This window comes from Nonomuraea candida (assembly GCF_000725485.1).
Taxonomy (GTDB): domain Bacteria; phylum Actinomycetota; class Actinomycetes; order Streptosporangiales; family Streptosporangiaceae; genus Nonomuraea; species Nonomuraea candida.
This window is the reverse complement of record NZ_JOAG01000057.1, coordinates 1-25,635: the sequence shown is the minus strand read 5'-3', so window position 1 is coordinate 25,635 and position 25,635 is coordinate 1. Positions and strand designations below refer to the sequence as shown.

At 70.4% G+C, this 25,635-nt stretch carries 24 protein-coding genes, 5 tRNA genes and 1 riboswitch; of the genes, 14 read left to right on the top strand and 15 right to left on the bottom strand.

Annotated features, from left to right (window positions below):
- Positions 1 to 14: 14 nt before the first annotated feature.
- Together IO39_RS38610 and IO39_RS38605 are read right to left on the bottom strand one after the other, a co-directional pair.
- A complete protein-coding gene (locus IO39_RS38610) occupies positions 15 to 1,445 on the bottom strand; it encodes an NAD(P)/FAD-dependent oxidoreductase (protein WP_043634720.1) in 1,431 nt (476 codons plus the stop codon).
- A 59-nt stretch (positions 1,446 to 1,504) separates the two neighbouring features.
- On the bottom strand, positions 1,505 to 2,404 hold the full coding sequence (locus tag IO39_RS38605) for an SDR family oxidoreductase (RefSeq protein WP_063765426.1): 900 nt from the start codon (positions 2,402 to 2,404) through the stop codon (positions 1,505 to 1,507).
- Between the two features lie 88 nt (positions 2,405 to 2,492).
- Between IO39_RS38605 and IO39_RS38600 the strand changes: the two genes are divergently transcribed.
- A complete protein-coding gene (locus IO39_RS38600) occupies positions 2,493 to 4,259 on the top strand; it encodes a thiamine pyrophosphate-dependent enzyme (RefSeq protein WP_043634717.1) in 1,767 nt (588 codons plus the stop codon).
- A gap of 12 nt (positions 4,260 to 4,271) precedes the next feature.
- On the opposite strand, the gene IO39_RS38595 is transcribed toward IO39_RS38600, so the two are convergent.
- The gene (locus IO39_RS38595; RefSeq protein WP_043634714.1) at positions 4,272 to 5,021 is read right to left on the bottom strand and encodes an IclR family transcriptional regulator; all 750 of its coding nucleotides are present in this window, start codon (positions 5,019 to 5,021) and stop codon (positions 4,272 to 4,274) included.
- A gap of 79 nt (positions 5,022 to 5,100) precedes the next feature.
- Here IO39_RS38595 and pobA point away from each other — a divergent pair, with 79 nt between their 5' ends.
- Both pobA and IO39_RS38585 read left to right on the top strand, forming a co-directional pair.
- Positions 5,101 to 6,270, top strand: coding sequence for a 4-hydroxybenzoate 3-monooxygenase (pobA, locus tag IO39_RS38590; RefSeq protein WP_043634712.1), 1,170 nt, complete (start codon positions 5,101 to 5,103; stop codon positions 6,268 to 6,270).
- A gap of 156 nt (positions 6,271 to 6,426) precedes the next feature.
- The gene (locus tag IO39_RS38585) at positions 6,427 to 6,738 is read left to right on the top strand and encodes a DUF6401 family natural product biosynthesis protein (RefSeq protein WP_043634709.1); all 312 of its coding nucleotides are present in this window, start codon (positions 6,427 to 6,429) and stop codon (positions 6,736 to 6,738) included.
- 154 nt (positions 6,739 to 6,892) lie between these two features.
- On the opposite strand, the gene IO39_RS38580 is transcribed toward IO39_RS38585, so the two are convergent.
- Positions 6,893 to 7,672 carry a mechanosensitive ion channel family protein gene (locus IO39_RS38580; protein WP_043634780.1) on the bottom strand — a complete coding sequence of 260 codons (780 nt, stop codon included), beginning with the start codon at positions 7,670 to 7,672 and terminating at the stop codon, positions 6,893 to 6,895.
- 258 nt (positions 7,673 to 7,930) lie between these two features.
- Here IO39_RS38580 and IO39_RS38575 point away from each other — a divergent pair, with 258 nt between their 5' ends.
- Entirely contained in the window at positions 7,931 to 8,551 is a 621-nt protein-coding gene (locus IO39_RS38575; protein ID WP_211267325.1) for a GNAT family N-acetyltransferase, read from the top strand.
- Between the two features lie 235 nt (positions 8,552 to 8,786).
- Here IO39_RS38575 and IO39_RS38570 read toward each other — a convergent pair whose 3' ends face one another.
- The 10 genes from IO39_RS38570 to IO39_RS38525 form a co-directional block, all read right to left on the bottom strand.
- The gene (locus IO39_RS38570) at positions 8,787 to 9,074 is read right to left on the bottom strand and encodes a hypothetical protein (RefSeq protein ID WP_157549542.1); all 288 of its coding nucleotides are present in this window, start codon (positions 9,072 to 9,074) and stop codon (positions 8,787 to 8,789) included.
- A complete protein-coding gene (locus IO39_RS38565) occupies positions 9,071 to 9,478 on the bottom strand; it encodes a hypothetical protein (protein ID WP_157549540.1) in 408 nt (135 codons plus the stop codon). Before IO39_RS38565 ends, IO39_RS38570 begins: the two co-directional genes overlap by 4 nt.
- A gap of 58 nt (positions 9,479 to 9,536) precedes the next feature.
- Positions 9,537 to 10,334, bottom strand: coding sequence for a helix-turn-helix domain-containing protein (locus IO39_RS38560; RefSeq protein WP_211267324.1), 798 nt, complete (start codon positions 10,332 to 10,334; stop codon positions 9,537 to 9,539).
- 47 nt (positions 10,335 to 10,381) lie between these two features.
- Positions 10,382 to 10,900: a DUF6879 family protein gene (locus IO39_RS38555; protein ID WP_043634694.1), complete on the bottom strand. Its 519-nt coding sequence runs from the start codon at positions 10,898 to 10,900 to the stop codon at positions 10,382 to 10,384.
- Entirely contained in the window at positions 10,875 to 11,105 is a 231-nt protein-coding gene (locus IO39_RS38550; RefSeq protein WP_052423918.1) for a hypothetical protein, read from the bottom strand. The genes IO39_RS38555 and IO39_RS38550 overlap by 26 nt, the downstream gene beginning before the upstream one ends.
- Positions 11,106 to 11,337: 232 nt before the next feature.
- Positions 11,338 to 11,409, bottom strand: a tRNA-Val gene (locus tag IO39_RS38545).
- A gap of 19 nt (positions 11,410 to 11,428) precedes the next feature.
- Positions 11,429 to 11,500 (bottom strand) — tRNA-Gly (locus IO39_RS38540).
- Between the two features lie 49 nt (positions 11,501 to 11,549).
- Positions 11,550 to 11,620 (bottom strand) — tRNA-Cys (locus tag IO39_RS38535).
- Between the two features lie 15 nt (positions 11,621 to 11,635).
- Positions 11,636 to 11,707: transfer RNA gene (locus tag IO39_RS38530), tRNA-Gly, on the bottom strand.
- Positions 11,708 to 11,799: 92 nt separating this feature from the next.
- A complete protein-coding gene (locus IO39_RS38525) occupies positions 11,800 to 13,929 on the bottom strand; it encodes an N-acetylmuramoyl-L-alanine amidase (protein WP_043634775.1) in 2,130 nt (709 codons plus the stop codon).
- A gap of 61 nt (positions 13,930 to 13,990) precedes the next feature.
- On the opposite strand from IO39_RS38525, the gene IO39_RS38520 reads away from it, so the two are divergent.
- The 9 genes from IO39_RS38520 to IO39_RS38480 all read left to right on the top strand — a co-directional run bounded on the left by IO39_RS38520 (position 13,991) and on the right by IO39_RS38480 (position 23,658).
- Complete coding sequence (locus IO39_RS38520) at positions 13,991 to 14,182, top strand: hypothetical protein (protein ID WP_043634690.1); 192 nt, start codon at positions 13,991 to 13,993, stop codon at positions 14,180 to 14,182.
- A 69-nt stretch (positions 14,183 to 14,251) separates the two neighbouring features.
- Positions 14,252 to 14,527: a hypothetical protein gene (locus IO39_RS38515; RefSeq protein WP_245642527.1), complete on the top strand. Its 276-nt coding sequence runs from the start codon at positions 14,252 to 14,254 to the stop codon at positions 14,525 to 14,527.
- A 12-nt stretch (positions 14,528 to 14,539) separates the two neighbouring features.
- Positions 14,540 to 16,360, top strand: a complete 1,821-nt coding sequence (glmS, locus tag IO39_RS38510; RefSeq protein ID WP_043634684.1) for a glutamine--fructose-6-phosphate transaminase (isomerizing) — start codon at positions 14,540 to 14,542, stop codon at positions 16,358 to 16,360.
- Between the two features lie 33 nt (positions 16,361 to 16,393).
- Positions 16,394 to 17,203 (top strand): SAM-dependent methyltransferase, encoded by an 810-nt coding sequence (locus tag IO39_RS38505; RefSeq protein ID WP_342671469.1) that lies wholly within the window; start codon positions 16,394 to 16,396, stop codon positions 17,201 to 17,203.
- Positions 17,204 to 17,302: 99 nt separating this feature from the next.
- Positions 17,303 to 18,343, top strand: coding sequence for a Bug family tripartite tricarboxylate transporter substrate binding protein (locus IO39_RS51405; RefSeq protein ID WP_157549538.1), 1,041 nt, complete (start codon positions 17,303 to 17,305; stop codon positions 18,341 to 18,343).
- A gap of 4 nt (positions 18,344 to 18,347) precedes the next feature.
- A riboswitch (cobalamin riboswitch) is annotated at positions 18,348 to 18,543 on the top strand.
- Between the two features lie 118 nt (positions 18,544 to 18,661).
- Positions 18,662 to 20,848 (top strand): ribonucleoside-diphosphate reductase subunit alpha, encoded by a 2,187-nt coding sequence (locus IO39_RS38495; protein ID WP_043634676.1) that lies wholly within the window; start codon positions 18,662 to 18,664, stop codon positions 20,846 to 20,848.
- A gap of 65 nt (positions 20,849 to 20,913) precedes the next feature.
- A complete protein-coding gene (locus tag IO39_RS38490) occupies positions 20,914 to 21,909 on the top strand; it encodes a ribonucleotide-diphosphate reductase subunit beta (protein WP_043634673.1) in 996 nt (331 codons plus the stop codon).
- Between the two features lie 78 nt (positions 21,910 to 21,987).
- Positions 21,988 to 23,034: a mechanosensitive ion channel family protein gene (locus IO39_RS38485; protein ID WP_052423916.1), complete on the top strand. Its 1,047-nt coding sequence runs from the start codon at positions 21,988 to 21,990 to the stop codon at positions 23,032 to 23,034.
- A gap of 548 nt (positions 23,035 to 23,582) precedes the next feature.
- Positions 23,583 to 23,658: transfer RNA gene (locus IO39_RS38480), tRNA-Pro, on the top strand.
- A 515-nt stretch (positions 23,659 to 24,173) separates the two neighbouring features.
- Here IO39_RS38480 and IO39_RS38470 read toward each other — a convergent pair.
- Entirely contained in the window at positions 24,174 to 24,542 is a 369-nt protein-coding gene (locus IO39_RS38470; protein ID WP_043634671.1) for a hypothetical protein, read from the bottom strand.
- A 166-nt stretch (positions 24,543 to 24,708) separates the two neighbouring features.
- Between IO39_RS38470 and IO39_RS38465 the strand changes: the two genes are divergently transcribed.
- A partial coding sequence (locus tag IO39_RS38465; RefSeq protein ID WP_369332901.1) for an IS256 family transposase occupies positions 24,709 to 25,635 on the top strand: 927 nt, incomplete at its 3' end.

Below are 25,635 nucleotides of genomic sequence, written 5' to 3'. Positions count from 1 at the left end.
CGGGCTCTGGCGGGTCAGCGGCCGGAGATCAGGTTGGCGAGGTGGGCGTAGGGGGAGGTCGTGGTGCCGCGTTCGTTCTCGTGCCGGTCGGCGGCCCTGAACAGGGCGTAGATGAGCTGCACCCCGACCCACCGCAACGGCTCCGGCTCCCACTGCCGCACCTGCCGCCCCACCCACGGCAGCCGGGTCAGCGGGGTGTCGCGGCGCAGCACGAGGTCGCGCAGGGTGCGGCCGGCCAGGTTGGTCGTGGTGACGCCGCTGCCGACATAGCCGCCCGCCCAGCCGAGGCCGCTGGCGTGGTCGAGGTGCACCGTCGAGCACCAGTCGCGGGGCACGCCGAGCACCCCGGACCAGGCGTGCGCCACCCGCACGTCGGCGGCGGCCGGGAACAGCTTGACCAGCATCCGCCACAGCAGCGCGACCGTCTGCCGCTGGGTGGCGCCGTGCCGGTCGATGCGCGACCCGTACCGGTACGGCACGCCCCGCCCGCCGATCGCGATCCGGCCGTCGGCGGTGCGCTGGGCGTAGACGTAGGCGTGTGCCTCGTCCTCCAGCAGCTCGCCGCCCTGCCAGCCGATGTGCCGCCACACGTCGCCGGGCAGCGGCTCGGTGACGATCATCGAGCTGTTCATCGGCAGCCACTGCCGGTGCTGGCCGGCCAGGGAGGCGGTGAAGCCCTCGGTGGCGCGGATGACGTAGTCGGCCGTGACCAGCCCCCGCGTGGTGATCGCCGCCGCCCGCACGTCGCCGCGGCGGGGCAGGATCTCGGTGACCGTGGTGTCCTCGAAGATGTCCACGCCCAGGCGGGCCACGGCGCCGGCCAGGCCGACGGCCAGCTTGGCGGGCTGGATGCGGGCGCAGTGGGGGGAGTAGGACGCCTCCAGGGCGCCGGCCACCCGGACGCGTTCGTGCTGCTCGTCACGTTCCAAAAGCCGCATGTCGTCCTCGCCGTAGCCCCACGCGCGCAGGCCGGCGACCTGGGCGCGCAGGCGGCGGCGCTGGGCCGGGTTGGTGGCGACGTGGATCAGCCCGCTCTTGCGCACGTCGGCGTCGATGCCCTCGGCCTCGGCGACGGAGATGACCTCGTCCACGGAGCGGAACATGGCGTGCTGCAGGTCGATCATGGCCTGGCGCCCGCGCGCCTTCGCGTGCCGCTTGCGCGAGCCGGCGAACTCGGCCGACAACCACCCGCCGTTGCGCCCGGACGCGCCGAACCCGGCGAACTCCTTCTCCAGGATCGCGATCCGCAGGCCCGGGTCGGCCTGCTTCAGGTAGTACGCGGTCCACAGGCCGGTGTAGCCGCCGCCCACGATGGCGACGTCGTAGTCACGCGGCCCGGGCAGGGCCGGCCGCCGGGCGGGCAGGCCGATCTGCCGGTACCAGAAGGAGACCCCGCCGTTGGCGAAGTCCTTGGTCAGCGGGATGCCTCTTGTCACCGAACACATTGTCTAGTAACGGGCTGGGACCAACAAGTCGGCAACGTGTAATGGAACGGGGTGTCCGGCTAGCTTCGTGTCGGGCGTTCGTACCCTTCGTCGCCCCCGTATACGCGCAGGTCAGGGTCCTGCTCCGGCTGCGTGGCCGGGCTGGTGGGCGAGGCGGTGTGCTCGGAGGCGAAGTCGTCGGAGTCGTCCGACAGGGTGGGCGGCGGCAGCAGATAGTCGTGCCAGGTGATCTCGCCCTTGGGCGCGGCGTCCGTGGTGAGGTCGCCGGCGCGCTGGGCCGCGTACAGGCGGCCCGGATAGCGCACGGGCACGCAGGGGCGGTGCAGGCCGGAGGCGCGCAGCCAGGTCCTGACCAGCTCCTCGGTGTTCAGGACCTGGGGGCCGCCGTACTCGATCTCCCGGCCGGCGGGGCCGGCGCTCAGCAGCGCGGCGATGCGCGTGGCGACCTCGCCCGTGTGCACCGGCTGCCAGGGCACCGAGCGGTCCACGGGCAGCGCGGGCAGCGCGGAGAAGTCGCCCAGCCTGTGGTGCAGCCACTGGTGGAACGGGGTGCAGCGCAGGATCGTCCAGCCCAGGCCGCTCTCCGCGACCAGCCGCTCGGCCTCCAGCTTGTAGCGCAGGTAGCCGTGGGCGGCCCGGTCGGCGCCCACCATGGAGGTGAACAGCACGTGCGGCACGCCGGCCGCGCGGGCGAGGATCAGCAGCGTCCTGGTGCCGGGCACGTCCACCGCGCCGCGCCCCTTGCGGCCGCTGGTGGCCAGGTGCGCGACGGCGTCCACGCCGTACAGGGCCTCCTTGAGGCCGTTGCCGGAGATGAGGTCGCCCCACATCCACTCGACGTTGCCGCGGTCGTCCCGCTTGGTACGGCTCACCGCCCGCACCTCGTGCCCCGCCTTCAGCAGGGCGGGAATCACCGCCCCGCCGAGCGTGCCGGTGGCTCCCGTGACCAGAATGCGCATGCCGGGTCCCCTACCCGTCAATTTCGAGAAATGTCAATGAATCTCGCCCCGGCGTCTGTGGGCGGCGGTGCGGGGTAGGGCGGCTCACATGGCTCGAATCGCATCCGAATCCCTGATCGAACGGCTCGCGGCATGGGGCGTGGACACCGTCTTCGGCCTGCCGGGCGACGGCATCAACGGCATCATGGAGGGCCTGCGGCGCCACCGCGACCGGGTGCGCTTCGTCCTCGTCCACCACGAGGAGGCGGCGGCCTTCATGGCCACCGGCTACGCCAAGGCCACCGGCCGCATCGGCGTGTGCCTGGCCACCTCGGGCCCCGGCGGCATCCACCTGCTCAACGGCCTGTACGACGCCAAGCTCGACCACGTGCCCGTGCTGGCCATCACGGGCATGCAGGAGACGTCCGTGCTGGGCACCGGATACCAGCAGGAGGTGCACCTGGACAAGCTCTTCGCCGACGTGGCCGAGTACAACATGATGATCACCAACCCGGTGCAGCTGCCCTCGCTGGTGGACCTGGCGATCAGGACCGCGTACGCCCGCCGCGGCGTCTCCCACCTCACGCTGCCCAACGACATCCAGGTGGCCGAGGCGGGGGCGGACCCGTACAAGAGCGTGGCCCCGGTGCGCGCGCCCGAGACCGCGCCCGTCTACCTGCGGCCCTCCGGCCTCCCGCGCCAGGAGGACGTCGAGTGGGCGGCCGAGGTGCTCAACCGGTCCGAGCGGCCCGCCATCCTGGTCGGGCAGGGCGCGCTGCACGCCGGGCAGGAGGTGCTGGCGGTGGCGGAGGCGCTCGGGGCGCCCGTGGTCAAGACGCTGCCGGGCAAGGCGGTCATCCCCGACGACTCGCCGTACACGACGGGCGGGCTCGGCCTGCTCGGCACCCGCCCGAGCGAGGAGCTGATGGAGGAGGCGGACGTGCTGTTCATGATCGGCACGAACTTCCCCTACTCCAAGTTCCTGCCCGAGGTGCGCGACACGCGGGTGGTGCAGTTCGAGGCGGAGCCGATCAGGGCGGGGGCGCGCATCGCGACCGACGTGCCGGTCGTGTGCGACGCGAAGGAGGGGCTGCAGGCGCTGCTGCCGCTGCTCGGCCGCCGGGACGGCAACGCCCACCTGGCGAAGTACCAGAAGATGATGGCGAAGTGGCGCTCCGACATGGAGGCGCTGGAGAACCCGGGCCGCGACCCCATCGCCCCGCAGTACGCCATGGCCGTGCTCGACGACCTGGCCTCCGACGACGCCATCCTGACCTGCGACAGCGGCACCATCGCCACCTGGGCCGCGCGGCACTGGACGATCCGGGGCGGGCGCGAGTTCTACCTGTCGGGCACGCTGGCCACGATGGCGCCGGGCCTGCCGTACGCGATCGCCATGCAGCACGCCTTCCCCGGCCGCCAGGTCATCGCCTACGTCGGCGACGGCGGCTTCTCCATGCTGATGGCCGAGTTCCTCACCGCCGTGCAGCACCGGCTGCCGATCAAGGTGGTCATCAACAACAACAACTCGCTCGGCCAGATCCTGTGGGAGCAGATGGTGCTCGGCTACCCCGAGCACGGCGTGCGCTACGCCGCCCCCGAGGCCGACTTCTCCGCCTGGGCCAGGTCGTGCGGCGGCTTCGGGGCCAAGGTCACCAAGTCGGGCGACGTGGCCCCGGCGATCGGGCAGGCGCTGGCCCACGACGGCCCGGCGCTGGTGGACGTGGACGTCAACCCGAACGAGCCGCCCATGCCCGGCAAGGTCTCCTACGACCAGGCCAAGAGCTTCGCCCAGGCGTTCCTCAAGGGCCAGCCGCACAAGGCCGCCATCGCCACGACCCTGTTCAAGGACCGCATCCAGAAACTGGGCGACTGACCGCGCCGGGGGTCAGCTTCCGTACGCCCCGGCGATGCCGGCGGCGGCCGCGCGCAGCGGCTCCACCAGGCGGGGCAGCTCGCGGGCGCGCCGCGAGGAGAGCACGATCCCCAGCGCCGCCACCGGCCGGCCGGCCACCAGGACCGGCGCCGCCGCCGAGCAGGAGCCGGGCGTCATCTCCTCATAGGTCAGCGCGTATCCCTGTGCCCGCACCGCCGCCAGCTCCCTGGCCAGCCGGCCGGGCTCGGTGATGGTGTGGGAGGTGGGGCGTTCGAGCTTGCGCGCCAGGTAGGACGTGACGAACCAGTCCGGCTCGTACGCCAGCAGCGCCTTGCCCACCCCGGTCGGGTGCATCGGCAGCCGGCCGCCGATCCGGGAGACGATGGGCACGGCCCGCCTGCCGTAGACCTTGTCCACGTACAGCACCTCCAGGCCGTCCCTGACCGCCAGGTGCACGTTCTCGCCCGTGGAGCCGAAGAGGTCCTGCAGCCACGGGTGCGCCAGCTCCTGCAGCCGGTTGGGCGCGAGGTGGCCCAGCTCCCACAGCCGCGGCCCCACCCGCAGCCGCCCGTCGGGCGCGCGGCCGAGCGCCTGCCACTCCTCCAGCTCGCGGACCAGCCGGTGCGTCGTGCTCAGCGGCAGCCCGCTGCGCGCGGCCAGCTCGGTCAGCGTGAGCTGCGGATGCGCGGCGTCGAACGCGCCCAGGACGGCCAGCACCTTGGACGTCACCGAGCGCCCCGGCTCGCGAGCTCCGCCTGACATGCGTCAATCCTGCAGCAATATTCCACTGAGTGGAAGTGTTCTCTCGGCCGGGAGCCGCCGCAGGCTGGATGCTTCCCCCATGCGAACTCAGGTCGGGATCATCGGAGCCGGGCCCGCCGGCCTGCTCCTTTCACACTTGCTGCACCTGCGCGGCATCTCCTCGGTGGTGCTGGAGAGGCGCAGCCGCGACTACGTCGAGCGCCGGGTGCGGGCCGGGGTGCTGGAGCAGGGCACCGTGGACACGCTCGTGGCGGCGGGCGTCGGCGACCGCCTGCTGCGCGAGGGCCTGCCGCACCACGGCATCGAGCTGCGGTACGGCGGGGAGGGGCACCGCATCGCCTTCGACAAGCTCGTGCCGGGCCGCTCCATCACCGTCTACGGCCAGCAGGAGGTGGTCAAGGACCTGATCGCGGCCAGGCTGGCGGCGGGCGGCGACCTGCGGTTCGAGGTCGAGGACGTGGCCTTGCACGCGCTGGACTCCGGGCGGCCGTACCTGACGTTCGGCGGCGAGCGGCTCGACTGCGACGTGATCGCCGGCTGCGACGGCTTCCACGGCGTGTCCCGGCCGGCGGTGCCCGAGGGCGTCCTGCGCGTGTTCGAGCGCGACTATCCCTTCGCCTGGCTCGGCATCCTGGCCCGGGTGGCCCCGTCGTCGGAGGAGCTGATCTACGCCAGGACCGAGCGCGGCTTCGCCCTGCACAGCATGCGCTCGCCCACGGTCAGCCGCTTCTACCTGCAAGTTCCCGCCGACGCCCGGCTGGAGGACTGGCCGGACGAGCGCGTCTGGGCGGAGCTGAAGCGGCGGCTGGAGACCGTGCCCGGCTTCCGGCTGGCCACCGGCGAGATCATGGAGCGGGGCGTCACGCCGATGCGCTCGTTCGTGGCCGAGCCGATGCAGTACGGCCGGCTCTACCTGGCGGGCGACGCCGCCCACATCGTGCCGCCCACCGGCGCCAAGGGCCTCAACCTGGCCGTGGCCGACGTGCGCGTGCTGACCCAGGCGCTGGCGGCGTACTTCGCCGACGGCTCGACCGCGCTGCTCGACGGGTACTCGCGGGCGTGCCTGAAGCGGGTGTGGCGGGCGCAGCACTTCTCGTACTGGATGACGACGCTGCTGCACACGTTCGACGAGGACGACGCGTACGCGCGGCGGCTGCAACTGTCGCACCTCGACTACGTGACCTCCTCGGAGGCGGCGGCCACGACCCTGGCGGAGAACTACGTCGGGCTGCCCTTCCACGACGACTGACCCGGCAGCCGGGACCCGGCAGTCGGACTCGGCAGTCGGACCCGGCAGTCGGGACCCGGCAGTCGGCATCGGGCGGGACGTGGGCGCCCGCCAGACCCGCATCCGGCGGAACCTTGGCGGGCCGTCCGACCTCGGAGGATGCCTTAAGGTTGCGGGGTGGTCTTCGAGGAGGGATGGGCGGCTTCGCCCCTGCGCTGGCTGATGAACGCACTGGGCGACGCCCAGCTCGCCCGGATGGACGGCGACCCCGGGCTGGTGGCCGCGGTCGACCAGCACGCGGCGGTGCTGCGCGACGCCATCCCGCTGGACCGCGAGACGCTGGGCGACTACCTGCTGGGCTTCCTCGACGAGCTGCGGCACCGCGGCTGGTCCTTCAGCGGCGAGCCGGACGCGCCGTCGCTGCGGCTGACGGCGGTGTGCTGGCTGACGCGCGAGCTGGGCCTCCTGGAAGACGGCACCCCCGCTTGACGGTCCCAGCCTGACGGTCCTTGCCTGGCGGTCCTTGCCTGGCGGTCCCCGCCTGGCGGTCCCCGTCTGAGGGTCCCCGGCTGGCGGCCTCACCCCGCGGCGAGCCGCCCGGGGCGGGAGCGGGTCCCGTGCCGGGCGGCCGGCGTGCGGCGGGTCAGCCCGGAGGGAGGTCCGAGCGGTGCGACCCGCCGGGCGTGGTCCTGATCGGCGCCGTCTCCTCCGTCATCGACCGGGCGTCCTCACGCCCCCTCTGGTACGCCTCCGCGTGCGCCCTGGCCTGCGGGGCGTCGTGCTCGATCCGGCTCAGCCACCGCTCCCAGCGCTGCTGCATGGGCCGGACGAGCCCGCCACCGAAGCCGATGGCCGCGATCGCCCCGATGGTGGCGAGCACCGTGACCAGCACCGGCGTGGTGACGGTCGTGGCGACGCCGATCTGGTTCAGCGCGGCGATGATGCCCAGCGCCCAGATGAACACCGCCGCCGCGGTCGCCAGCCAGCGCCCGTACGACAGCCCGCCGAGCGCTCCTTCCACGATGTCCCTGACGGCCTTGGCCACCGCGCCGGCCACCACGATGATGACGATGGCGACCAGGGCCCTGGGCAGCCAGCTCACCACTCCGGCCAGCAGCGAAGAGACCGGGTTGGGGCCGAAGACGTTGAAGGCGATCTGCAGCGTGATCAGCAGGATCGCATAGAAGACGATCTTGGCGATCAGGCTGCTGGCGTCGTACTTGCTCCGTTCCAGCCAGCGCCGCACGCCACTGCGCTCGACCGCGCGGTCGAAGCCGACCCGTTCGAGCACCTTGTCGACGATCTTCTCCAGTGCCTTGGCCACGAGCCACCCGATGACCAGGATCACCAGGAACCCGATCAGCCTCGGGACGAATGTCGCAATGATCCGCCAGGCATCGGCAATGCCCTGGCCGATGTTGATGTCCACGGTTTCCCCCTCCGAGGAGTCAATGCCTCGGCGCTACCCGGAGCGAAACCGTCCATGCACACATCGTTTCCAAAACTTCGCACAAGCCCACAAACCTCCCGTCGCTCCGGACCTGGCCGCGGCAAACCCTCCCCGTCCCGAAACTCGTTGACGTTCCGCCCCGGCCTGGGCCAGGATGATCGCCGCCCGACCGCGCCGCTTGGAGAGACGATGGATTTCCGGCTCGAAGGCCCCGTACTCGAAGGCGCTCGCGTGCGCCTCGAACCTCTGGGCCACCATCACGCCCGCGACCTGGCCGAGGCCGCCGAGGAGAGCCGGGAGGCGTACACGTTCACCTGGGTGCCGACGGCCGCCGAGGTCGGCGGCTACATCGACGCGCAGCTCGCCAGGGCGGCGGCCGGCAGGTTGGCCCCGTACGCGCAGGTGTCCGTGGCGTCCGGCCGCGCGGTCGGAGCCACCGCCTACTGGGAGCCGCGCCTGTGGCCCGGGGGAGACCGGCTGTGCGCGGTCGAGATCGGCTTCACCTGGCTGGGCCGCTCGGCGCTGGGCACCGGCCTGAACACCGAGGCGAAATATCTCCTCTTCCGCCACGCCTTCGAGACCTGGGAGGTGGCCAGGGTCGACCTGAAGACCGACGCCCGCAACCGCCGCTCGCGCGCCGCGCTGGAGAAGGTGGGCGCGCGCTTCGAGGGCGTGCTGCGCAACTGGTCGCAGTCCTGGGCCCCGGGGGAGTCCGGCCGCCTGCGCGACTCGGCGATGTTCTCGGTCATCGCCGAGGAGTGGCCCGAGTGCCGCACCCACCTGAAGGCCCTGCTACGCACGCCCGCCCGGGCCGCGTCCGGCGACCGGGCGCCCGGAGGGGGCACGGCCTGAACGCTACGCCCGGCCGGTGCCGCCGTCCGGCGACCGGGCACCCGGAGGGGCCACGGCCTGAACGCTACGCCCGGGCGGGCCGGACCCGACGGCCGCGGGCGGCCGGATCACATTCGCGGGATGCGCGATCCTCAGGCGGGAGTCCATGCGCGGGCGCTCGTCCGCCCGTTCTGATCGAGTTCTCCGGCACCCGGCCGCGGGGGTGGCGATCAGACCGTCTCCACAGCCGGGGCGTCTATGACGCCCGGCGCAACTGCCCTGTGTAGGCCGTTCGCAGCGCGTCCATCCATTCCTCGCGCAGCACTTCCGCCCACGCCTTCGCATCCGCTACCTCCCGGAACTCCCGGGATGGACAGGGCAGGCCCTTGTGGTCGGGCAGGCGGGGGTCGAGACGCCAGCGAGCGCCCTGGTTGTGCATCGAGAATGCCTTGATGCTGCCCAGCATCCCGTACTCGGTTTTGCCGGCGGACCGGACCACCCACACGATCGGGGGAAGCGCCACAACCGCCTTCCGGGCGCTCACGCGGCCACCCCCGCGTTGTCCGCGACCAGGACGGCGACCCTGCCGGGCCGGTCCGCGGGCACGACCTCGAGCCGCTTGCCGCACGGCTCGTTGCCGGGGCCGACACGAGGCAGCTCGACCAGGTAACTGCCGGAGCGCTCCCCGATGGTCACGACGGCGACCGTCCAGCCGCCGTCCGCGTAGACCGTCAGTTCCGGGGGATGCCACAGACGCTCACCGCCGGCGTGGAGCAGGACCGCGCATCGGGTGGGAACCTGCTGCTTGATCAGTTGCGCGTGAACGCCCCTGGCCGTCAGATGCGCCAGCACGCGATCAAGGGCCTCGTTCTGCTCTGTCGCCTTCAGCTCGATGACGGGCCGGCAGAGCAGAACGCCGCTTGATCGTGTCGGTTGTGTGATCGCCATGTCTCGACGGTAGAAGTCAACGATCAATCCTCCAAGGAGTTTGCCGCTCTTTGCCGCACTAGCCAATCAGCGTCCGCGCCTTGTCGATCAGGGCCTTGGCCTTGGCCCCATATACCGCCGATGCTGCGAGCTGATCAAAGGCCCGCTCATACACAGTCACTTCATGGGATTGGTTCAGAGAGAGGCTCGCCGCGAGAGTCTCGATCTGAACCACTCGACGGTCCAAGATCCAGAAGCCCGTCAGAGGCAGCGCCTTGTGCGGTGCTGTGGTGGGGATGATCCCCAGCCTGACCGAGGGCAGATCCATGTCCTGGAGAAGCTGGTCAAGCTGGGCGGGCATCACCTCGCGGGGGACCACGCCGGCACTCAGCGCTACCTCACAGATCACCGCGTGAAAGCGGTGTTTCCTGCGAAAGAGGATGTGTCGTCGCTCCATGCGAGCTTGGACCCCTTGTGCCACGTCGTTGGGCACGCGCAGCAGCTCCACGACGCTGGTCATCACGGAGGCGGCGTAGTCGGGAGTCTGAAAGAGGCCGGGGATGTAGAACGTCTCGAACATACGAAACAAACTGGTCTCGGCTTCCATCGTGAGCCGGTCACGCTGACGCTTGCGTGTTCCGACGCCGAGTTGCCTGCGCCATTCCACGTACATGGTCTCGATGGAGCGGAGGGTGGCCACCAAATCGGCAAGCTGATCGGCGGCGTGGCAGTGCCGGCACCACACCCGTAGGTCATCCTCGGAGGCGTTGCGCCGGCCGTACTCGATGCGAGAGACCTTGGATGAGTGCCAACCGGCCAAGGTCGCCAACTCGATGCCTGACAGCCCGGCGTCCCTGCGGATGTCCCTCAGCCGCACGCCGAGTGCCTCGCGTGCCTTCTGTGCTGGCGTGGACACTGGAGCGGCTACGCGACGTACTGAGCGTAGGGGATGGCCCTCGCCCACACCTGGTCTCGCACGGTGCGGCATTGCTGCAGCAGGCCGGGATCAGAGACCAGGCCGAAGCCTCCTGAGGAGCCGTCCGGCATGAACAGGCTGAGGACCAAGGCGTCGTCGTCGAGCAGCCAGTAGTCCTCTTCGGGCAGGTGGATGTCGGCGGCCTGGTGCCGGGGCAGATAGCGGATGTCCTCGCCTGCCTCGATGTTCTGAGGGTCGATGGTCATGGCCCATCTGATGTAGTCGCTCAAGGGCTCGGTCACGATCCGGGCCCGCTGGATGACCGTGCCCCGGCGGGTGGACCTCCGGGCGAAGGACAACCAGGACTGGTGCCACTGGTAGTCGTCCGTTTCGCCCAGGAGCCACCTGCGGAACGGTCCCTCTTCATCCTCGACGCCGTAGGAGTCCCTCATCTCCAGATGGAAGGCCCGCCGACGCCTGAGCCACAGCGCCCGGAAGTCGTCACGGGTTAGGCGCTGCGTCTCCATGGTCGAACCACTCCTCGGGCAGGTGCCGCATCAGTTCCCTGGGAACCTCCAGGAACGTCTCGTGGTCCGGTACGTCCTTGAGGGTTTCGAGGGCTTCGGGGTCTGTGATCTTCCATCCTTGCACCACGATGGTGCCCCGGTCGGTGGCGTACAGGGTGGGGGACTGATCCCCGGTCGTCTCCTTGCCCAGGAACGTCAACTTCATGATCGCTACCTCCGCTGGAGCTTTGCCGCACTTTGCTCGACTCCGCGATCGTCAGCCCAGGTCGCAGCTACGTCAACCCCTCGCCCGGAGAAGTGTCTGTCATGGGGGCAGCACAACGTCAGCGCCGGTGGAGACAACAATCATGATCAACCCGGAACGACAGGAAGCCCCAGACCCTCGGACGCTGCCGGGAGCTGGGGCTGATGCCATTCCTGAGTCGGAATGGCGTGGGTGGACGATACTGGGATTGAACCAGTGACCTCTTCCGTGTCAGGGAAGCGCTCTCCCGCTGAGCTAATCGTCCTTGTTGAGTTATGACTCAGAGCGGAAGACGGGATTCGAACCCGCGACCCTCACCTTGGCAAGGTGATGCTCTACCACTGAGCCACTTCCGCATGGCGTTGCACTTACTTTAGCGGATCCCGGAGGGTCCGCCGGACGCCGAGGTGGAGACGGGATTTGAACCCGTGTAGACGGCTTTGCAGGCCGCTGCCTCGCCTCTCGGCCACTCCACCAGGAGTTTCACTCCGAGCGGAAGACGGGATTCGAACCCGCGACCCTCACCTTGGCAAGGTGATGCTCTACCACTGAGCCACTTCCGCGTGCGTCTCCGGCGGCGCTGCGCCGGGCCACGGGAAAACCATATCGTCTCTGGAGAGTGCCCGTGCGCACTGTGCGGCCGGTGCGCCGAAATTCAGTCGATCAAGCGCACGTCCTCTGCCTTCACGAACATCACCCGGTGGCCGAGCTGGATCTGGTGGTAACGCGTCTTGCCCGTGGTGGTGACGTGCTTGGAGGGGGAGTATGCGTTGGCGGCGTAGTAGGAGCCGTTGACCGTGCCGCCCACGGTGTACGTCTGGCCGGGCGCGATCTTGTACTTGAGCGGGACCAGCGCCTGCCGGGCCGCGCTCTTGTAGGCGGACTTCTCCGGATACGCCCGCCCGTACACCTTCACGTCGTCCGACAGCGGCGTCACCATGGGTCCCTTGGCCGGGATGGCGGTCGGTTTCCCGGCCGGGTTGTGGAACCAGGCCTTCTGCCCCAGGTACCAGATGGCCGTCCAGTCCCCCTGCCTGGCCGCGACCGCGTAGCGCTGCCCGGTCGAGGCGCGGGCGCTGTGGTCGTACACGCTGTACGTGCTCGGCTTGCCCGGATGCTTGCCCACGTCGTCGACCAGGGGCGCGGTGTGGCTGGGCGACTTGTGCAGCCACACCGTGGAGGCCCCGTGCGGAGGGCAGGCCTGGGCGGGCTTGGTGGTCACGCAGCCGGTGAAGCGCGGGCGGTGGGTGGCGTACGACGGGCGGATGATGACGGAGTCGCCGTCCTTGGCCGCCTTGAAGGGCTTGCCCATGAGCTCGAAGTAGTGCGCCCAGTCCCAGTACGGCCCGGGGTCCTCGTGCATGCCGGCGACCGTCTGCGGGGTGGTGCCGGGGACGTTGTCGTGGCCGAGGATGCGCGCCCGGGTCAGCGGGATGCCGTACTTCCCGGCCAGGTACTTCACCAGCTTCGCCGACGACCGGTACATCGCCTCGGTGTACCAGGTGCCGCCCTTGGCCAGGTAGCCCTCGTGCTCGATGCCGATGGAGCGGGTGTTGACGTCCCAGTTGCCCGCGTGCCAGGCGATGTCGTTCGTCGCCACGTGCTGGGCGACATGTCCGTCACGGGAGCGGATCGTGTAGTGCCAGCTCACGTACCTCGGGTTCCGGATGAGGGAGGGGATGCCCTGGTAGGTGCCCTCGGTGTCGTGGATCACGATGTAGTCGACGGTGCGCTTGCGCGCCAGGCGGTCGTGGTTGCCGTAGTCGCGGTTCTTCTTCTTGCCGAAGCGCTTGTACGCGGCCGGCATCCACTCGCAGGCCAGGGAGGCCGGGCACTCCGCCTTCCCCGTCCCCGCCTGCCCCTTCGGCCCCACCCGCGAGGCCGGCCCGGCACTCCCGGTCTCCTCGGTGCTCCCGGTCTCGTCAGCGCTCCCGGTCTCCTCGGCGCTCCAGGAGTCCCAGATCGGCTCGCCCGGCCCGGCCTCCTCGCCCGGCCAGATCTCCCCGATGGTCCCGTCCTCGGCGGCCCCCGGCACGGAGAGTCCCGGCATCGGGTCGAGCCGCACCTCGTGCCCGTCGTCGGTACGCCGCTGCGCCCCCTCCCGCATCACCGAGAACACCTCGTCCGCGAACGCCCGTGACGCCGCCGGGTCGTCCGTCCCCGCGTACCGCGCCACGGCCCCGTGCCAGTCGGCGGGGTCGGAGCTGGGGCGTTCCTGGTAGGAGGCGAGCAGGGCGGCGCCGGCGCGGATGTTGGCGGCCGGGTCCTCCCGCAGCCGGGCGGAGGCCAGGCCGGTCAGCCGCCCCGCCTCCGGCAGCGTGGCCCGGGGCGGCGCCGGCGCCGCGCTCAGGGCCGTGCGGGAGAGGTTCTCGACGACGGCGCGGGCCATCGGGCGGGCGTCGTCCCCGCGCGGATCGGCCACCGCGTCGCCGTACACCGAGGCCTTCGCCACCGTGGCCCCGCCCCCCGTCACCCCGTCCCCCGTCACCCCGTCCCCCGTCACCCCGCCCCCCGTCACTCCGTCCCCTGTCGCGCCGGCCGGGAAGGAGTCCACCAGGTGCATCGGCCCGTACCCGCCGGCCGTGCTGGGCCGCCCGCCGTTCGCGTCCCACCGGGACTCCAGGTACGCCACCCCGAGCAGCACGCTCACCGGCACCCCGTACTCCCGCGCCGCCGCCGCGAAGTCGGCCTGCCGCCCCCGGACCTCCTCGGCCCCTGCGGCGGGCACGGGCGCGGACGCGGTGAGGACACCGGCGGCCAGTACGGTGGCGAGCCAGATCTGCATGACCATCTCCCCCAGAACGTCACGATACGACTACTCACCGTAACTGTTCCCAGAAAGGGATGTGTCAGACGGGTCGGATGATACGCATGAGATCCGCCAGATCGGCGGCGAATTCGGCGTCCCGGTCATCGACCGCGAGGTGCCCACGGTCACGGCGGGTCCGGCGGCGGTGCTCGTGGGGCTCGGGCTGGGCGGCGGGGTGGTCGCCTTCCGGCGCTTCAGCCGGGGCTGGAGCCGTTCCGAGACCCTCTAGGAGCATTTCCTGCCCGATATCGGGCAGGATGTTGGCGTGTCTCGTTCCGGAGTCGTAATGTCCTCGTCTGTGTCCACGCCGAGGCATCCGTACGAAGATCTCATCGCGCACCTCACCCGGACGAGCCCGCTGGGCCCGGGAGAGGCCGCCCGTGTGGTCGCCGACGTGCTGGCCTACTTCTCGGAGTCCACCGAGGAGTTCGTCCGCCGCCGTCACGGGGAGTTGAAGACCAAGGGCTTCACGAACGACGAGATCTTCCCCCGGATCGCCGGCGAGTTACGGAGTCGCCGGGTGGCGGCTCCCGAGCTGTCGCTGAGGCAGCTACGCAGGATTGTCTACGGATAAGAGGAGACCTCTATGTGCGGAATCGTGGCGTATGTCGGCCCCAAGGACGCCGCGCCCATCCTGTTGGAGGGCCTGCAGCGGCTGGAATACCGGGGCTATGACTCGGCCGGGGTCGTGGTGTCCAACAAGGGCCTGAAGGTGCGCAAGGTCAAGGGCCGGGTCGCCGACCTGGCCAAGGTGGTGCCGGCCAGGTTCAGGGGCAACCTCGGCATCGGGCACACCCGCTGGGCCACGCACGGCGTGCCGAGTGACGTCAACGCCCATCCGCACCTGTCCGCCGACGAGCGCATCGCGGTCGTGCACAACGGCATCATCGAGAACGCCGCCGAGCTGCGCGCCAAGCTGGAGGCCGACGGCGTGGTGTTCGCCTCCGAGACCGACACCGAGGTGCTGGCCCACCTGATCGCCCACGCCGCCGACGAGAACGAGTCGCTGGAGGAGGCCGTCAGGAAGACGCTCAAGAGCGTCGTGGGCACGTACGGCATCGCGGTCATCGACGCCCAGCGCCCCGGCGAGGTGGTCGTGGCGCGCAACGGCAGCCCGATCGTGCTGGGCATCGGCGAGAAGGAGATGTTCGCCGCCTCCGACGTCTCGGCGCTGGTCCGCTACACGCGCCAGGTCGTGCACCTGGAGGACGGCGAGCTGGCCGTCATCAAGGCCGACGGCTTCCACACCTTCGCCAGCGACGCCCGCGAGACGGCCAAGGAGCCGCTCACCGTCGACTGGGACGCCGGCCACTACGACACCGGCGGCTACGAGCACTACCTGCTCAAGGAGATCTCCGAGCAGCCCGAGACGATCACCCGCACCATGAGCGGCCGCCTCGACGAGCGCTTCCACGTCGCCCACCTGGGCGGGCTCAACATGGACGCGCGCGAGACGCGGAGCTTCCGCCGGGTGAAGATCATCGGCTGCGGGTCGGCGTACTACTCGGGCCAGATCGGCGCGCAGCTCATCGAGGAGCTGGCGCGCATCCCGTCCGACGCCGAGCCGGCCAGCGAGTTCCGCTACCGTAACCCCGTCGTCGACCCCGACACCCTCTACGTCGCGATCAGCCAGTCCGGCGAGACCTACGACACCCTGGCGGCCGTGCAGGAGCTCAAGCGCAAGGGCGGCCGGGTCATCGGCATCGTCAACGCCGTGGGCAGCGCCATCGCCCGCGAGGTCGACGGCGGCATCTACCTGCACGCAGGCCCCGAGGTCTCGGTCGCCTCGACCAAGGCGTTCACCTCGACCTCGGTGGCGTTCGCGCTGCTGGCGCTGCACCTGGGCCGGGTGCGCGACCTGTCGCCCGCCGACGGCCGGCGCATCGTGGAGGGCCTGCGCCGGCTGCCGGGGCAGATCGAGCAGATCCTCCAGCAGGGCGACAAGATCGCCGAGCTGGCCAAGAAGTACGCCCCCCACCCGAGCATGATGTTCGTCGGCCGGGTGCGCGGCTACCCGGTCGCCCGCGAGGGCGCGCAGAAGCTCAAGGAGATCTCCTACGTCCACGCCGAGGCCTACCCCGCCAGCGAGCTCAAGCACGGCCCGCTCGCGCTGATCGGCCCCGACATGCCGACGGTCGCGATCGTGCCCGACGACGAGCTGCTCGACAAGAACCTGACGACGCTCGGCGAGATCCGCGCGCGCGGCGGCCAGGTGCTCATGGTGGGCCACCGCGAGCCCGACGCCAAGCTGGCCGACGACGTGATCGTGATCCCGAAGAACGAGATCGAGCTCGACCCGATCCTGCTGACGATCCCGCTGCAGCTGCTGGCCTACCACGCGGCGGTCGCGCTCGGTCGCGACGTGGACAAGCCGCGTAATCTCGCCAAGAGCGTCACGGTGGAGTAAGGGAGTTAATTCACCCATAATCGCCCCGGGGTAGTGTTATCTGGCCGCGAACCACATAAATTCGATAGTGTGCGGCAGTTCGACCATCAGAGGCCCCATCCCGCACGCATGTACGACTACATGCTCGGTGGGAAGGACAACTTCGCGGTCGATCGCCAGGCCATCGACCAGCTCGCCGAGCTGATCCCGGAGGCGGTCCCGCTGGCCCGCGCGAACCGGGCCTTCCTCCAGCGTGCCGTACGCTACGTCGCCCGCGCCGGGGTCGACCAGTTCCTCGACCTCGGCAGCGGCCTGCCCACCCAGGGCAGCGCGCACGAGGTGGCCCCCGAGGCCAGGGTCGTCTACGTCGACCACGACCCCGTCGTCGCCGCGCACGCCACGGCCCTGCTCCGGAGCTTCCCGGACAGGGCCCGCTGCATCCAGGCCGACCTGCTCGACCCCGTGGACGTGCTGGCCAGGGCCGGCGACTTCCTCGACCTCGACCGGCCGATCGGGGTGCTGCTGGTGTCGATCCTGCACTTCCTGCCCGACGCGGCGGGGCCGCAGCGGGCGGTGGCGGTGCTGCGCGAGCGGATGGCGCCCGGCGGCTACCTGGTGATCTCGCACGCCACGACCCTGGGCCACCTGGAGGACGAGGAGCGGCCCACGGGCGGGTACGCGGGCCCGTCGGCCGGGGGCGGGACCGACCGGACCCCCGGCCAGATCCGGGCCTTCTTCGGCGGCTGGCCGTTGGAGCCGCCGGGGCTCGTGCAGGCCACCGACTGGCGTCCGGACCGGCCCAAGCTGGTGGGGGACTGGTCGCTGCCGTCGTCGCTCATGGCCGGGGTGGCAAAGAAAGTCTGATAAGTCGAAAATTACGCAAAAGCGCTAAAAATCGCGATAATGCGTGCGACCGGGGACCCCGGTGTATAGCCGCTCGTAATGGGTTAATAACCTAGAGTAATGGCGGATTTCGGGGAACGGGGCATGCGCCGGCGGCGCTTCTTCGCCTGGGGGCTGGGCGTCGCCGCCTGCGCGGCCGGATGCGGCGCCGAGCGTACGGGAACTGATCACGCGGGCCCGGGACACCCGGACGCGGGGCACGCGGGCGGCGACGGCGCGGGCCGGGGCGCCGGCGGGCAGGGCGGCGGAGCGCGCGCCCGGTTCTCGATCGTCGCGGGCGGGCCCCGCTGGGCCAGGACCGGGCGGGCCTTCGCGAGCGCGGCCCGCGCGGCCGGGTTCCCCCCGGGCGGCTCCGTGATCACCGTGACCGGCCTGGCCGCGCTCGCCGCCGCCGAGCTGAACAACGGCCAGAGCCTGCTCGACACCGGCACCCCGCTGGCCAGGCTCAGCGGCGAGGTCGAGGTCGTGGTCGTGCCCGAGCGCTCGCCCCTGCGCGACTTCGACGACTTCGGCGACCGGCTGCTCGCCAGCCCCGGCCAGACGCTGCTGGCGGGCGGGCCGCAGGGCGAGCCGGGCCACCTGCTGTTCGGCCTGATCGCCAGGGCGCTCGGCGCGGACGGCAGGCAGGTCGACTACACCGGCTACCGGGGCAGCGGCGAGGCCGTCGCCGCGCTCATGGCCGGCAAGGCCGTCGCCGCCGCGGGCCCGCTGTCGCAGTGGCGCGCCGGCCTCGGCCGCGGCCGCATCAGGGCCCTGGCGGTCTCCTCCGCGCGGCGCGTGCCCGGCCTCGACGTGCCGACGCTGCTGGAGTGCGGGGTGCGGGTGGACTTCGCCGACTGGGCGGCGGCGTTCGGCCCCGAGCGGATGTCCGCCGAGAGCCGCGAGGCGGCCGTGCGCATGTGCGACGAGGTGATCGGCTCCGGCGCCTGGGAGGCGGCCTGCCGGGTCGCGGGCTGGCTGCCGCTTCCGCTGGCCGGCGACGACTTCGCGAACTGGCTGAGCACCGAGATCGCCAGGACCCAGGCCGTGCTGCGGGACCTCGGCCTGCTCGACAGCACCAAAGCCACAACATGCTGGGGTAGTTGCGGGAACGGCCACTAGATGTAGGATCCTGCTCGTCGCTGGTTCGCCTCTGCGGAGGCGGAGCAAAAGGGAACCCGGTGAGATTCCGGGGCTGCCCCGCAGCGGTGAGCGGGAACGACCGCCGTCATACGCACTGGAGAGATCCGGGAAGCGACGGCCAGTAGGCGCCATGGAGCACGCCCGCGAGCCCGAAGACCTGCCAGCGGCATGCCGGGCTGTGCTGCCGCGCCCGGCATGAGGTGTTCAGGGTCTCGAGGGCGGGCCGGAGCGCGACGCGGCGCGGTGATACGCGCCGCCGTGCTCTCGCACGCCCTCATGGGGATGAGGAGAGCGAACGTGACGCAGATCGTCGAGGGTGACCGCCGCCTGGCCATCGAAGAGGCCGCCGCGCGGGTGATCGCTGATCCGGCCAACTCCCGGGTCGCCGCCCGGCTGCTGGCCGAGGAGATCGCCGACGAGGCGGCCGGGCACGGCGTGCGGACGTTCTCCGAGTCCGTCGCCGCCACCCACGCCGCCGGGCTCGTCCAGGACGGGCTGGCGCGGTTCGTCGCCGCGCACGCGGCCGAGCTGGACGCCTTGGTCTCGGCGGAGGCGGACGACCGGTTCGAGTATTTCGGGCTGCGCACGGTCTACGACCGCTACCTGCTGCGCCACCCCGAGACGCGGGCGGTGCTGGAACGGCCGCAGCACTTCTTCCTCCGCGTGGCCTGCGGGCTGTCGGAGACCGTCGCCGAGGCGGCCGAGCTCTACGCCCTCATGTCCACGCTGTCGTACCTGCCCAGCTCGCCCACGCTGTTCAACTCCGGCGCGCGCCGCCCGCAGCTGTCGTCCTGCTTCCTGCTCGACTCGCCGCGCGACGAGCTGGAGGGCATCTACGACAGGTACGGCCAGGTGGCCCGGCTGTCCAAGTACGCCGGCGGCATCGGCATCTCCTGGACCCGGGTGCGCTCGCGCGGCTCCCTGATCAGGGGCACCAACGGCCACTCCAACGGCATCGTGCCCTGGCTGCGCACGCTGGACGCCTCGGTGGCCGCGGTCAACCAGGGCGGCCGGCGCAAGGGCGCGGCCTGCGTCTACCTGGAGACCTGGCACGCCGACATCGAGGAGTTCCTGGAGTTGCGCGACAACACCGGCGAGGACGCCCGCCGCACCCACAACCTGAACCTGGCCAACTGGGTGCCCGACGAGTTCATGCGCCGCGTCGAGGCCGACGGCATGTGGTCGCTGTTCGACCCGAAGGAGGTGCCCGACCTCACGGACCTGTACGGCGAGGAGTTCGACGCGAAATATCGCGCCTACGAGGCCGCCGGGCGATATGTCAGGCAGATCCCGGCCCGCACCCTGTACGGCCGGATGATGCGCACCCTCGCCCAGACCGGCAACGGCTGGATGACGTTCAAGGACGCCGCCAACCGCACCTCCAACCAGACCGCCCGCCCCGGCAACGTCATCCACCTGTCGAACCTGTGCACCGAGATCCTGGAGGTCACCAGCGACGCCGAGACGGCCGTCTGCAACCTCGGCTCGATCAACCTGGCCGCCCACCTGGCGGGGGGCGAGGTGGACTGGGAGCGGCTGCGCCGGACCGTGCGCACGGCCGTGCGCTTCCTCGACCGCACCATCGACCTCGGCTTCTACCCGACCCCCGAGGCCGAGGCGGCCAACAAGCGCTGGCGGCCGATCGGGCTGGGCCTGATGGGGCTGGCCGACGTGTTCTTCACGCTGCGGCTGCCGTTCGACTCGCCGCAGGCGCTGGCGCTGTCCACGCGGATCGCCGAGGAGATCGCGCTGGCCGCGTACGACACCTCGGCCGACCTGGCGGCCGAGCGCGGGCGGCACCCCTCCTACGAGGAGACCCGGGCGGCCGCGGGCGTGCTGCATCCCGACCACTACGGCGCGGGCGCCACGCCGGCCTGGGCCGCGCTGCGCGACAAGATCGCCGTCACCGGCCTGCGGAACTCGCTGATGATCGCCATCGCCCCCACCGCGACCATCGCCTCCATCGCCGGCTGCTACGAGTGCATCGAGCCGCAGGTGTCCAACGTGTTCAAGCGCGAGACCCTGTCGGGCGAGTTCTTGCAGGTCAACCGGTATCTGGTGGCCGACCTGCAAGCCCGCGGGCTGTGGACGCAGCAGGTGCGCGACGACCTCAAGCGGGCCGACGGCTCGGTGCAGAGCGTGCCCGGCATCCCCGAGGACCTCAAACTGCTCTACCGCACCGCCTGGGAGCTGCCGCAGAAGGCGCTGATCGACCTGGCCGCCGCGCGCCAGCCGTACATCGACCAGTCGCAGTCGCTCAACCTCTTCATGGCCAGCCCCACCATCGGCAAGCTCTCCTCGATGTACGCCTACGCCTGGAAGGCGGGCCTGAAGACCACGTACTACCTGCGCTCGCGCCCGGCCACCCGCATCGCCCAGACCACCGTCGCCGCCGTGCCCGGCGCCGCCGCCGCGCAGGCCGCAGCAGCCGAGGCGCGGGCCTGCTCCCTGGAGAACCCGGAGAGCTGCGAAGCCTGCCAGTGAGCAGCCGCGCCCGCGCCGGCCACAACCCGCGAACCTGCCAGCAAGCACGTTAGGAGCCTGCCTTCATGCTGCTCGACCCCGGAATGGACCTCACCCTCCGGCCCATGCGCTACCCGGACTTCTACGAGCGCTACCGCGCCGCCATCCGCAACACGTGGACCGTGGAGGAGGTGGACCTGCACACCGACCTCGCCGACCTGGCCAGGATGACGCCGCAGGAGCGGCACCTGATCAACCGGCTGGTCGCCTTCTTCGCCACCGGCGACTCCATCGTCGCCAACAACCTGGTGCTCAACCTCTACCAGCACGTCAACGCCCCCGAGGCGCGCCTGTACCTGAGCAGGCAGCTCTTCGAGGAGGCCGTGCACGTGCAGTTCTACCTGACGCTGCTCGACACGTACCTGCCCGACCCCGACGAGCGGGTCAAGGCGTTCGCCGCGATCGAGCACATCCCGTCGATCCGCGACAAGGCCGAGTTCTGCTTCAAGTGGATCGACTCGATCGAGAGCCTGCGGCGGCTGGAGACCGCCGGTGAGCGCCGCCAGTTCCTGCTCAACCTCATCTGCTTCGCCGCCTGCATCGAGGGCCTGTTCTTCTACGGCGCCTTCGCCTACGTGTACTGGTTCCGCTCCCGGGGCCTGCTCGGTGGCCTGGCCACGGGGACGAACTGGGTGTTCAGGGACGAGTCCATGCACATGGAGTTCGCGTTCAGCGTGGTGGACACGGTCAGGGCCGAGGAGCCCTCGCTCTTCGACGACGAGCTGGGCAAGCAGGTCACGCAGATGCTGGAGGAGGCGGTGGCCGCCGAGCTGGCCTTCGCCGAGGACCTGTGCGGCGAGGGCATGCCCGGCATGGGCGTGGCGCAGATGCGCCAGTACCTGGAGTACGTCGCCGACCAGCGCCTGGCCCGGCTGGGCCTGCCCGGGAGGTACGGCTCGGCCAACCCCTTCGCGTTCATGGAACTGCAGGACGTGCAGGAGCTGGCCAACTTCTTCGAACGGCGTGTCTCCGCTTATCAAGTGGCGGTTGAGGGCAATGTGACCTTTGACGAGACGTTCTAGAACATAGGGGGCATGGGCGTGCAGTCTCCAGCGGACTGGCCGATCCTTGTTATCTCAGTGGTCGGATCGATCCTTCTGGTGGAACTGGCCCGGCGGGTGCTGAACAGGGTGGGGCGCAAATGGGCGCTCGCCCGGCACCTGGTGGAGCACTGCACGTGGCCCGCCTTCGTGGTGGCCGCCGTGGTGGCCTTCAACGTGGTGTTCGGGCCGGGCATGTTCGGCGAGTCGCCCGGCGAGAAGGCCACCGCCGGCACGGTGGAACGGGTGCTCGGCCTGGCCACGATCGGCGCGGTGACCTGGCTCATCGTGCAGGCCACGTACGCGCTGACGGACGTCATCCTCGACCGCCTCGTGCTGGTCGAGGGGGAGCGCAACCGGCGGGCGCGGCGCATCATGACGCAGATCGCGCTGGTCCGCCGCGTCGCCGCCGCGATCATCATCGTCATCGCGGTCGGCGCGATGCTCTTCTCCTTCCCGCAGGTGCGCGCGCTCGGCGCCGGACTGCTCGCCTCGGCCGGCATCGCCGGCGCCATCGTCGGCATCGCCGCCCAGCCCACGATCGGCAACATGCTCGCCGGCCTGCAACTCGCCTTCAGCGACGCCCTGCGCCTCGACGACGTGGTCGTCGTGCAGAAGGAGTGGGGGCGCATCGAGGAGCTCACGCTCACGTATGTCGTGCTGCGGTTGTGGGACGAGCGCCGGCTCGTGCTGCCGGTGTCGTACTTCACCCAGAACCCGTTCGAGAACTGGACCCGCCACGGCAGCCGCGTCCTCGCCGTCTGCCTCCTGCGCGTGGACTGGTCGGTCCCGGTCCCGAAACTGCGGGACGCGCTCTACGAGTTCCTGCAGAGCAACCCGCTGTGGGACCAGAAGGACTGGACCCTGCAGGTCACCGACGTGCTGCCGAACGGCCTGGTGGAGCTGCGGGCCCTGATGAGCGCCGCCGACTCGCCCTCCTCCTGGGACCTCAAGTGCGACGTGCGCGAGTTCCTGGTCAACTACATCAGGGACAACCACCCCGACTCCCTGCCCCGCTTCCGCGTCGAGGCCCCGCCGTCGGCCACGTCCGGCGGCGTCACCTGGACGAACGACCGCGACGACGCCGACCCCCACCGCCGGGTGTGAGCCGACGCTGCCCTGCGGGGAGTGCTTTTGTCGCCTCGCGGAGAGTTCGAAGCCCATCGCGCCGCGCAATGTATGCACTATGGCCAACACCACGAAATCCTGCTCATGCGGACACGGCTCCTCCTGCTCCTGCGCCAGCACGTGCAGCTGCGGCTGCAACGCCTGACCGCGGCGCCTGACCGCGGCGCCTGACCGCAGCGCCTCCGTGCCCACGCGCACGGAGGCGCTCGCGCGCTTGACCCCGCGCCTGAATTCACCCGTGCGCGCGCATGAACGCGCCGCCCGGGCCCGCCCATAAAGGCGGCGCCACGCCTGTTCGGACATAAATGAGTGGCGCCCGCCGCGATCACCGGATTACCGTGGACATCGTCCGGTACACCGAATCCACCAGCATCAGAAAGGCGGCCCGCAGGTGACCTGCCTGAGCATCCCACGACCGTTCGCCGCCCTGCCCGAGCTGCGGCGGAGGCTTTCCGGATAATCCTTTCCCGGGATCACCGGAAAGCCGCTGCGGACGAAATCCGGAGCGGCTTCTTTTATGCGCGCAACCGAGCGTGGGGCAGTTTGGTCAGCCCGCCTGCCTTGGGAGCAGGAGCACCGCAGGTTCGAATCCTGCCGCTCGGACGACGGCCCTGAAGGAATAGGGCCGCGGGCACGGCCTGGCCGACGGGAATGGCGCCCCCCGGCCGGACCACGCCCCCGCCCCGGGCCGGCTCACGCCGGCCAGGCCCGGGGCCCAGCCGCTCTGGCCCAACTGGCAGAGGCGCCGCCTTCAGGAGGCGGAGGTTCAGGGTTCGACTCCCTGGGGGGACACACAGAAGACCCTGAACTTTTCGCGAGCGTTGGGAATACTCCTGTGGGGGATGTCTGCCCGCATCTCGGCGTGGACCAGGATGCCGCACCTGTGGCCAGTCCTCCGAAGCGGCGGCACCTGAAGCCTCCTCCAGGGCGCATTCCATATACTCAATGAGCCTTTCCATCCTGACGCCGCAGCTCATCGTGGGCCTGGCGAGGAGCAGCTAGGCAGGCCACCGCCGACCCGCTCAGTCTGAGCTGTCCCCATGTGACTGTGCTCGGGACGCCCGGCACGCGGGACGAAGTGGCTCAGTGAACGTCGCTGGTCCCGGTGCCAGGCCCCGTCACTCCAGTTCTCCGATCGCAGCCACCGCGTGACCGCCTCCGCCCTTGCATGTCCAAAGCGCCGCCCCGCGCGTGTGCTTCGGATGCAACCCGAGAGAGTGTGCTGGACAGGTCGGCCAGATCTTCCCGTCCTGCTCGGCGATCACTTCCTGGGCCAGATCCGCGATCAGAACGAGGGTGACAACCGGCTCATGATCTTCGTCATCACGCAGCCCGAGGCTGGAATATTGACCCTTGTACTCGACGCGCAGGTAGCCGAGGTCGTTCCACTCCGGGGTGTCGAAGCCGAGTCGTCCTGCGACACCGGTCGCGTCCATGTCGTGCTGAACGGCGAGCACCGCGTTATCCAGAACCTTGTGGGCGGTCATGTCCCGCAGCCTGGCGTAGTGCTGGGCGACTTTCGTCGCCGAAACCCCAGTTTGCTGGTCACAACATGATCGCGGGTCAGTAACGGCGGGTCTGTACGGTCAGTGGTGTAACTCCTGATCAAGGAGAACACACCTGATGAGTACTGTGATCCAGGCATCGACGGAGATGGACCTGGAGGACGCCGGCGTGGCGCGTGAGCCGAAGAACAGCACTGCCAAGGAGTCGGACCGGGAGCTGGTGGCTCGGCTGGTCGATCAGGCCCGCACCGAGGGGGTGGAACTGGTCGGTGAGAACGGGCTGCTGGGCCGGCTGACCAAGCTGGTGCTGGAGTCCGCGCTTGAAGGTGAGATCATCGACCACCTCGGCTACGACAAGCACCAGCGCTCCGGCGAGACGGCCAACAGCCGCAACGGCGCCCGCTCCAAAACGGTCATCACCGACGTCGGGCCTGTCGAGATCACCGTCCCGCGCGATCGGGACGGCAGTTTTGAACCGAAGATCGTGCGCAAGCGGCAGCGACGCCTGTCCGGCGTCGATGAGATGGTCATCTCGCTGGCGGCCAAGGGCTTGACCACCGGCGAGATCTCCGCCCATCTGGCCGAGGTGTACGGCGCTGAGGTGTCGAAGCAGACCATCTCCACCATCACCGACAAGGTGCTGGAGGGCATGGCCGAGTGGCAGAACCGGCCGCTCGACCCGGTCTACCCGGTGGTCTTCATCGACGCCATCCACGTCAAGCTGCGCGACGGCCAGGTCGCCAACCGGCCCATCTACGTCGCGCTGGCCGTCACCGTCGATGGCGAGCGCGACATCCTTGGTCTGTGGGCCGGCGATGGTGGTGAGGGCGCCAAATTCTGGCTGCACGTGCTGACCGAGATCAAGAACCGCGGCGTCGGTGATGCGCTGATGGTGGTCTGCGACGGCCTCAAGGGCCTGCCGCAGGCCATCGAGACCGTCTGGCCCCAGGCCGTCGTGCAGACCTGCGTCGTTCACCGTGGTTGTAAGGAAACAACACGGTGCTTCTCGGTTTTCGGTTCGATGACGTGGTATGCCCATCCCTGGCGAAGTCCGCGGTCAGCTCGCAGCGCGGTT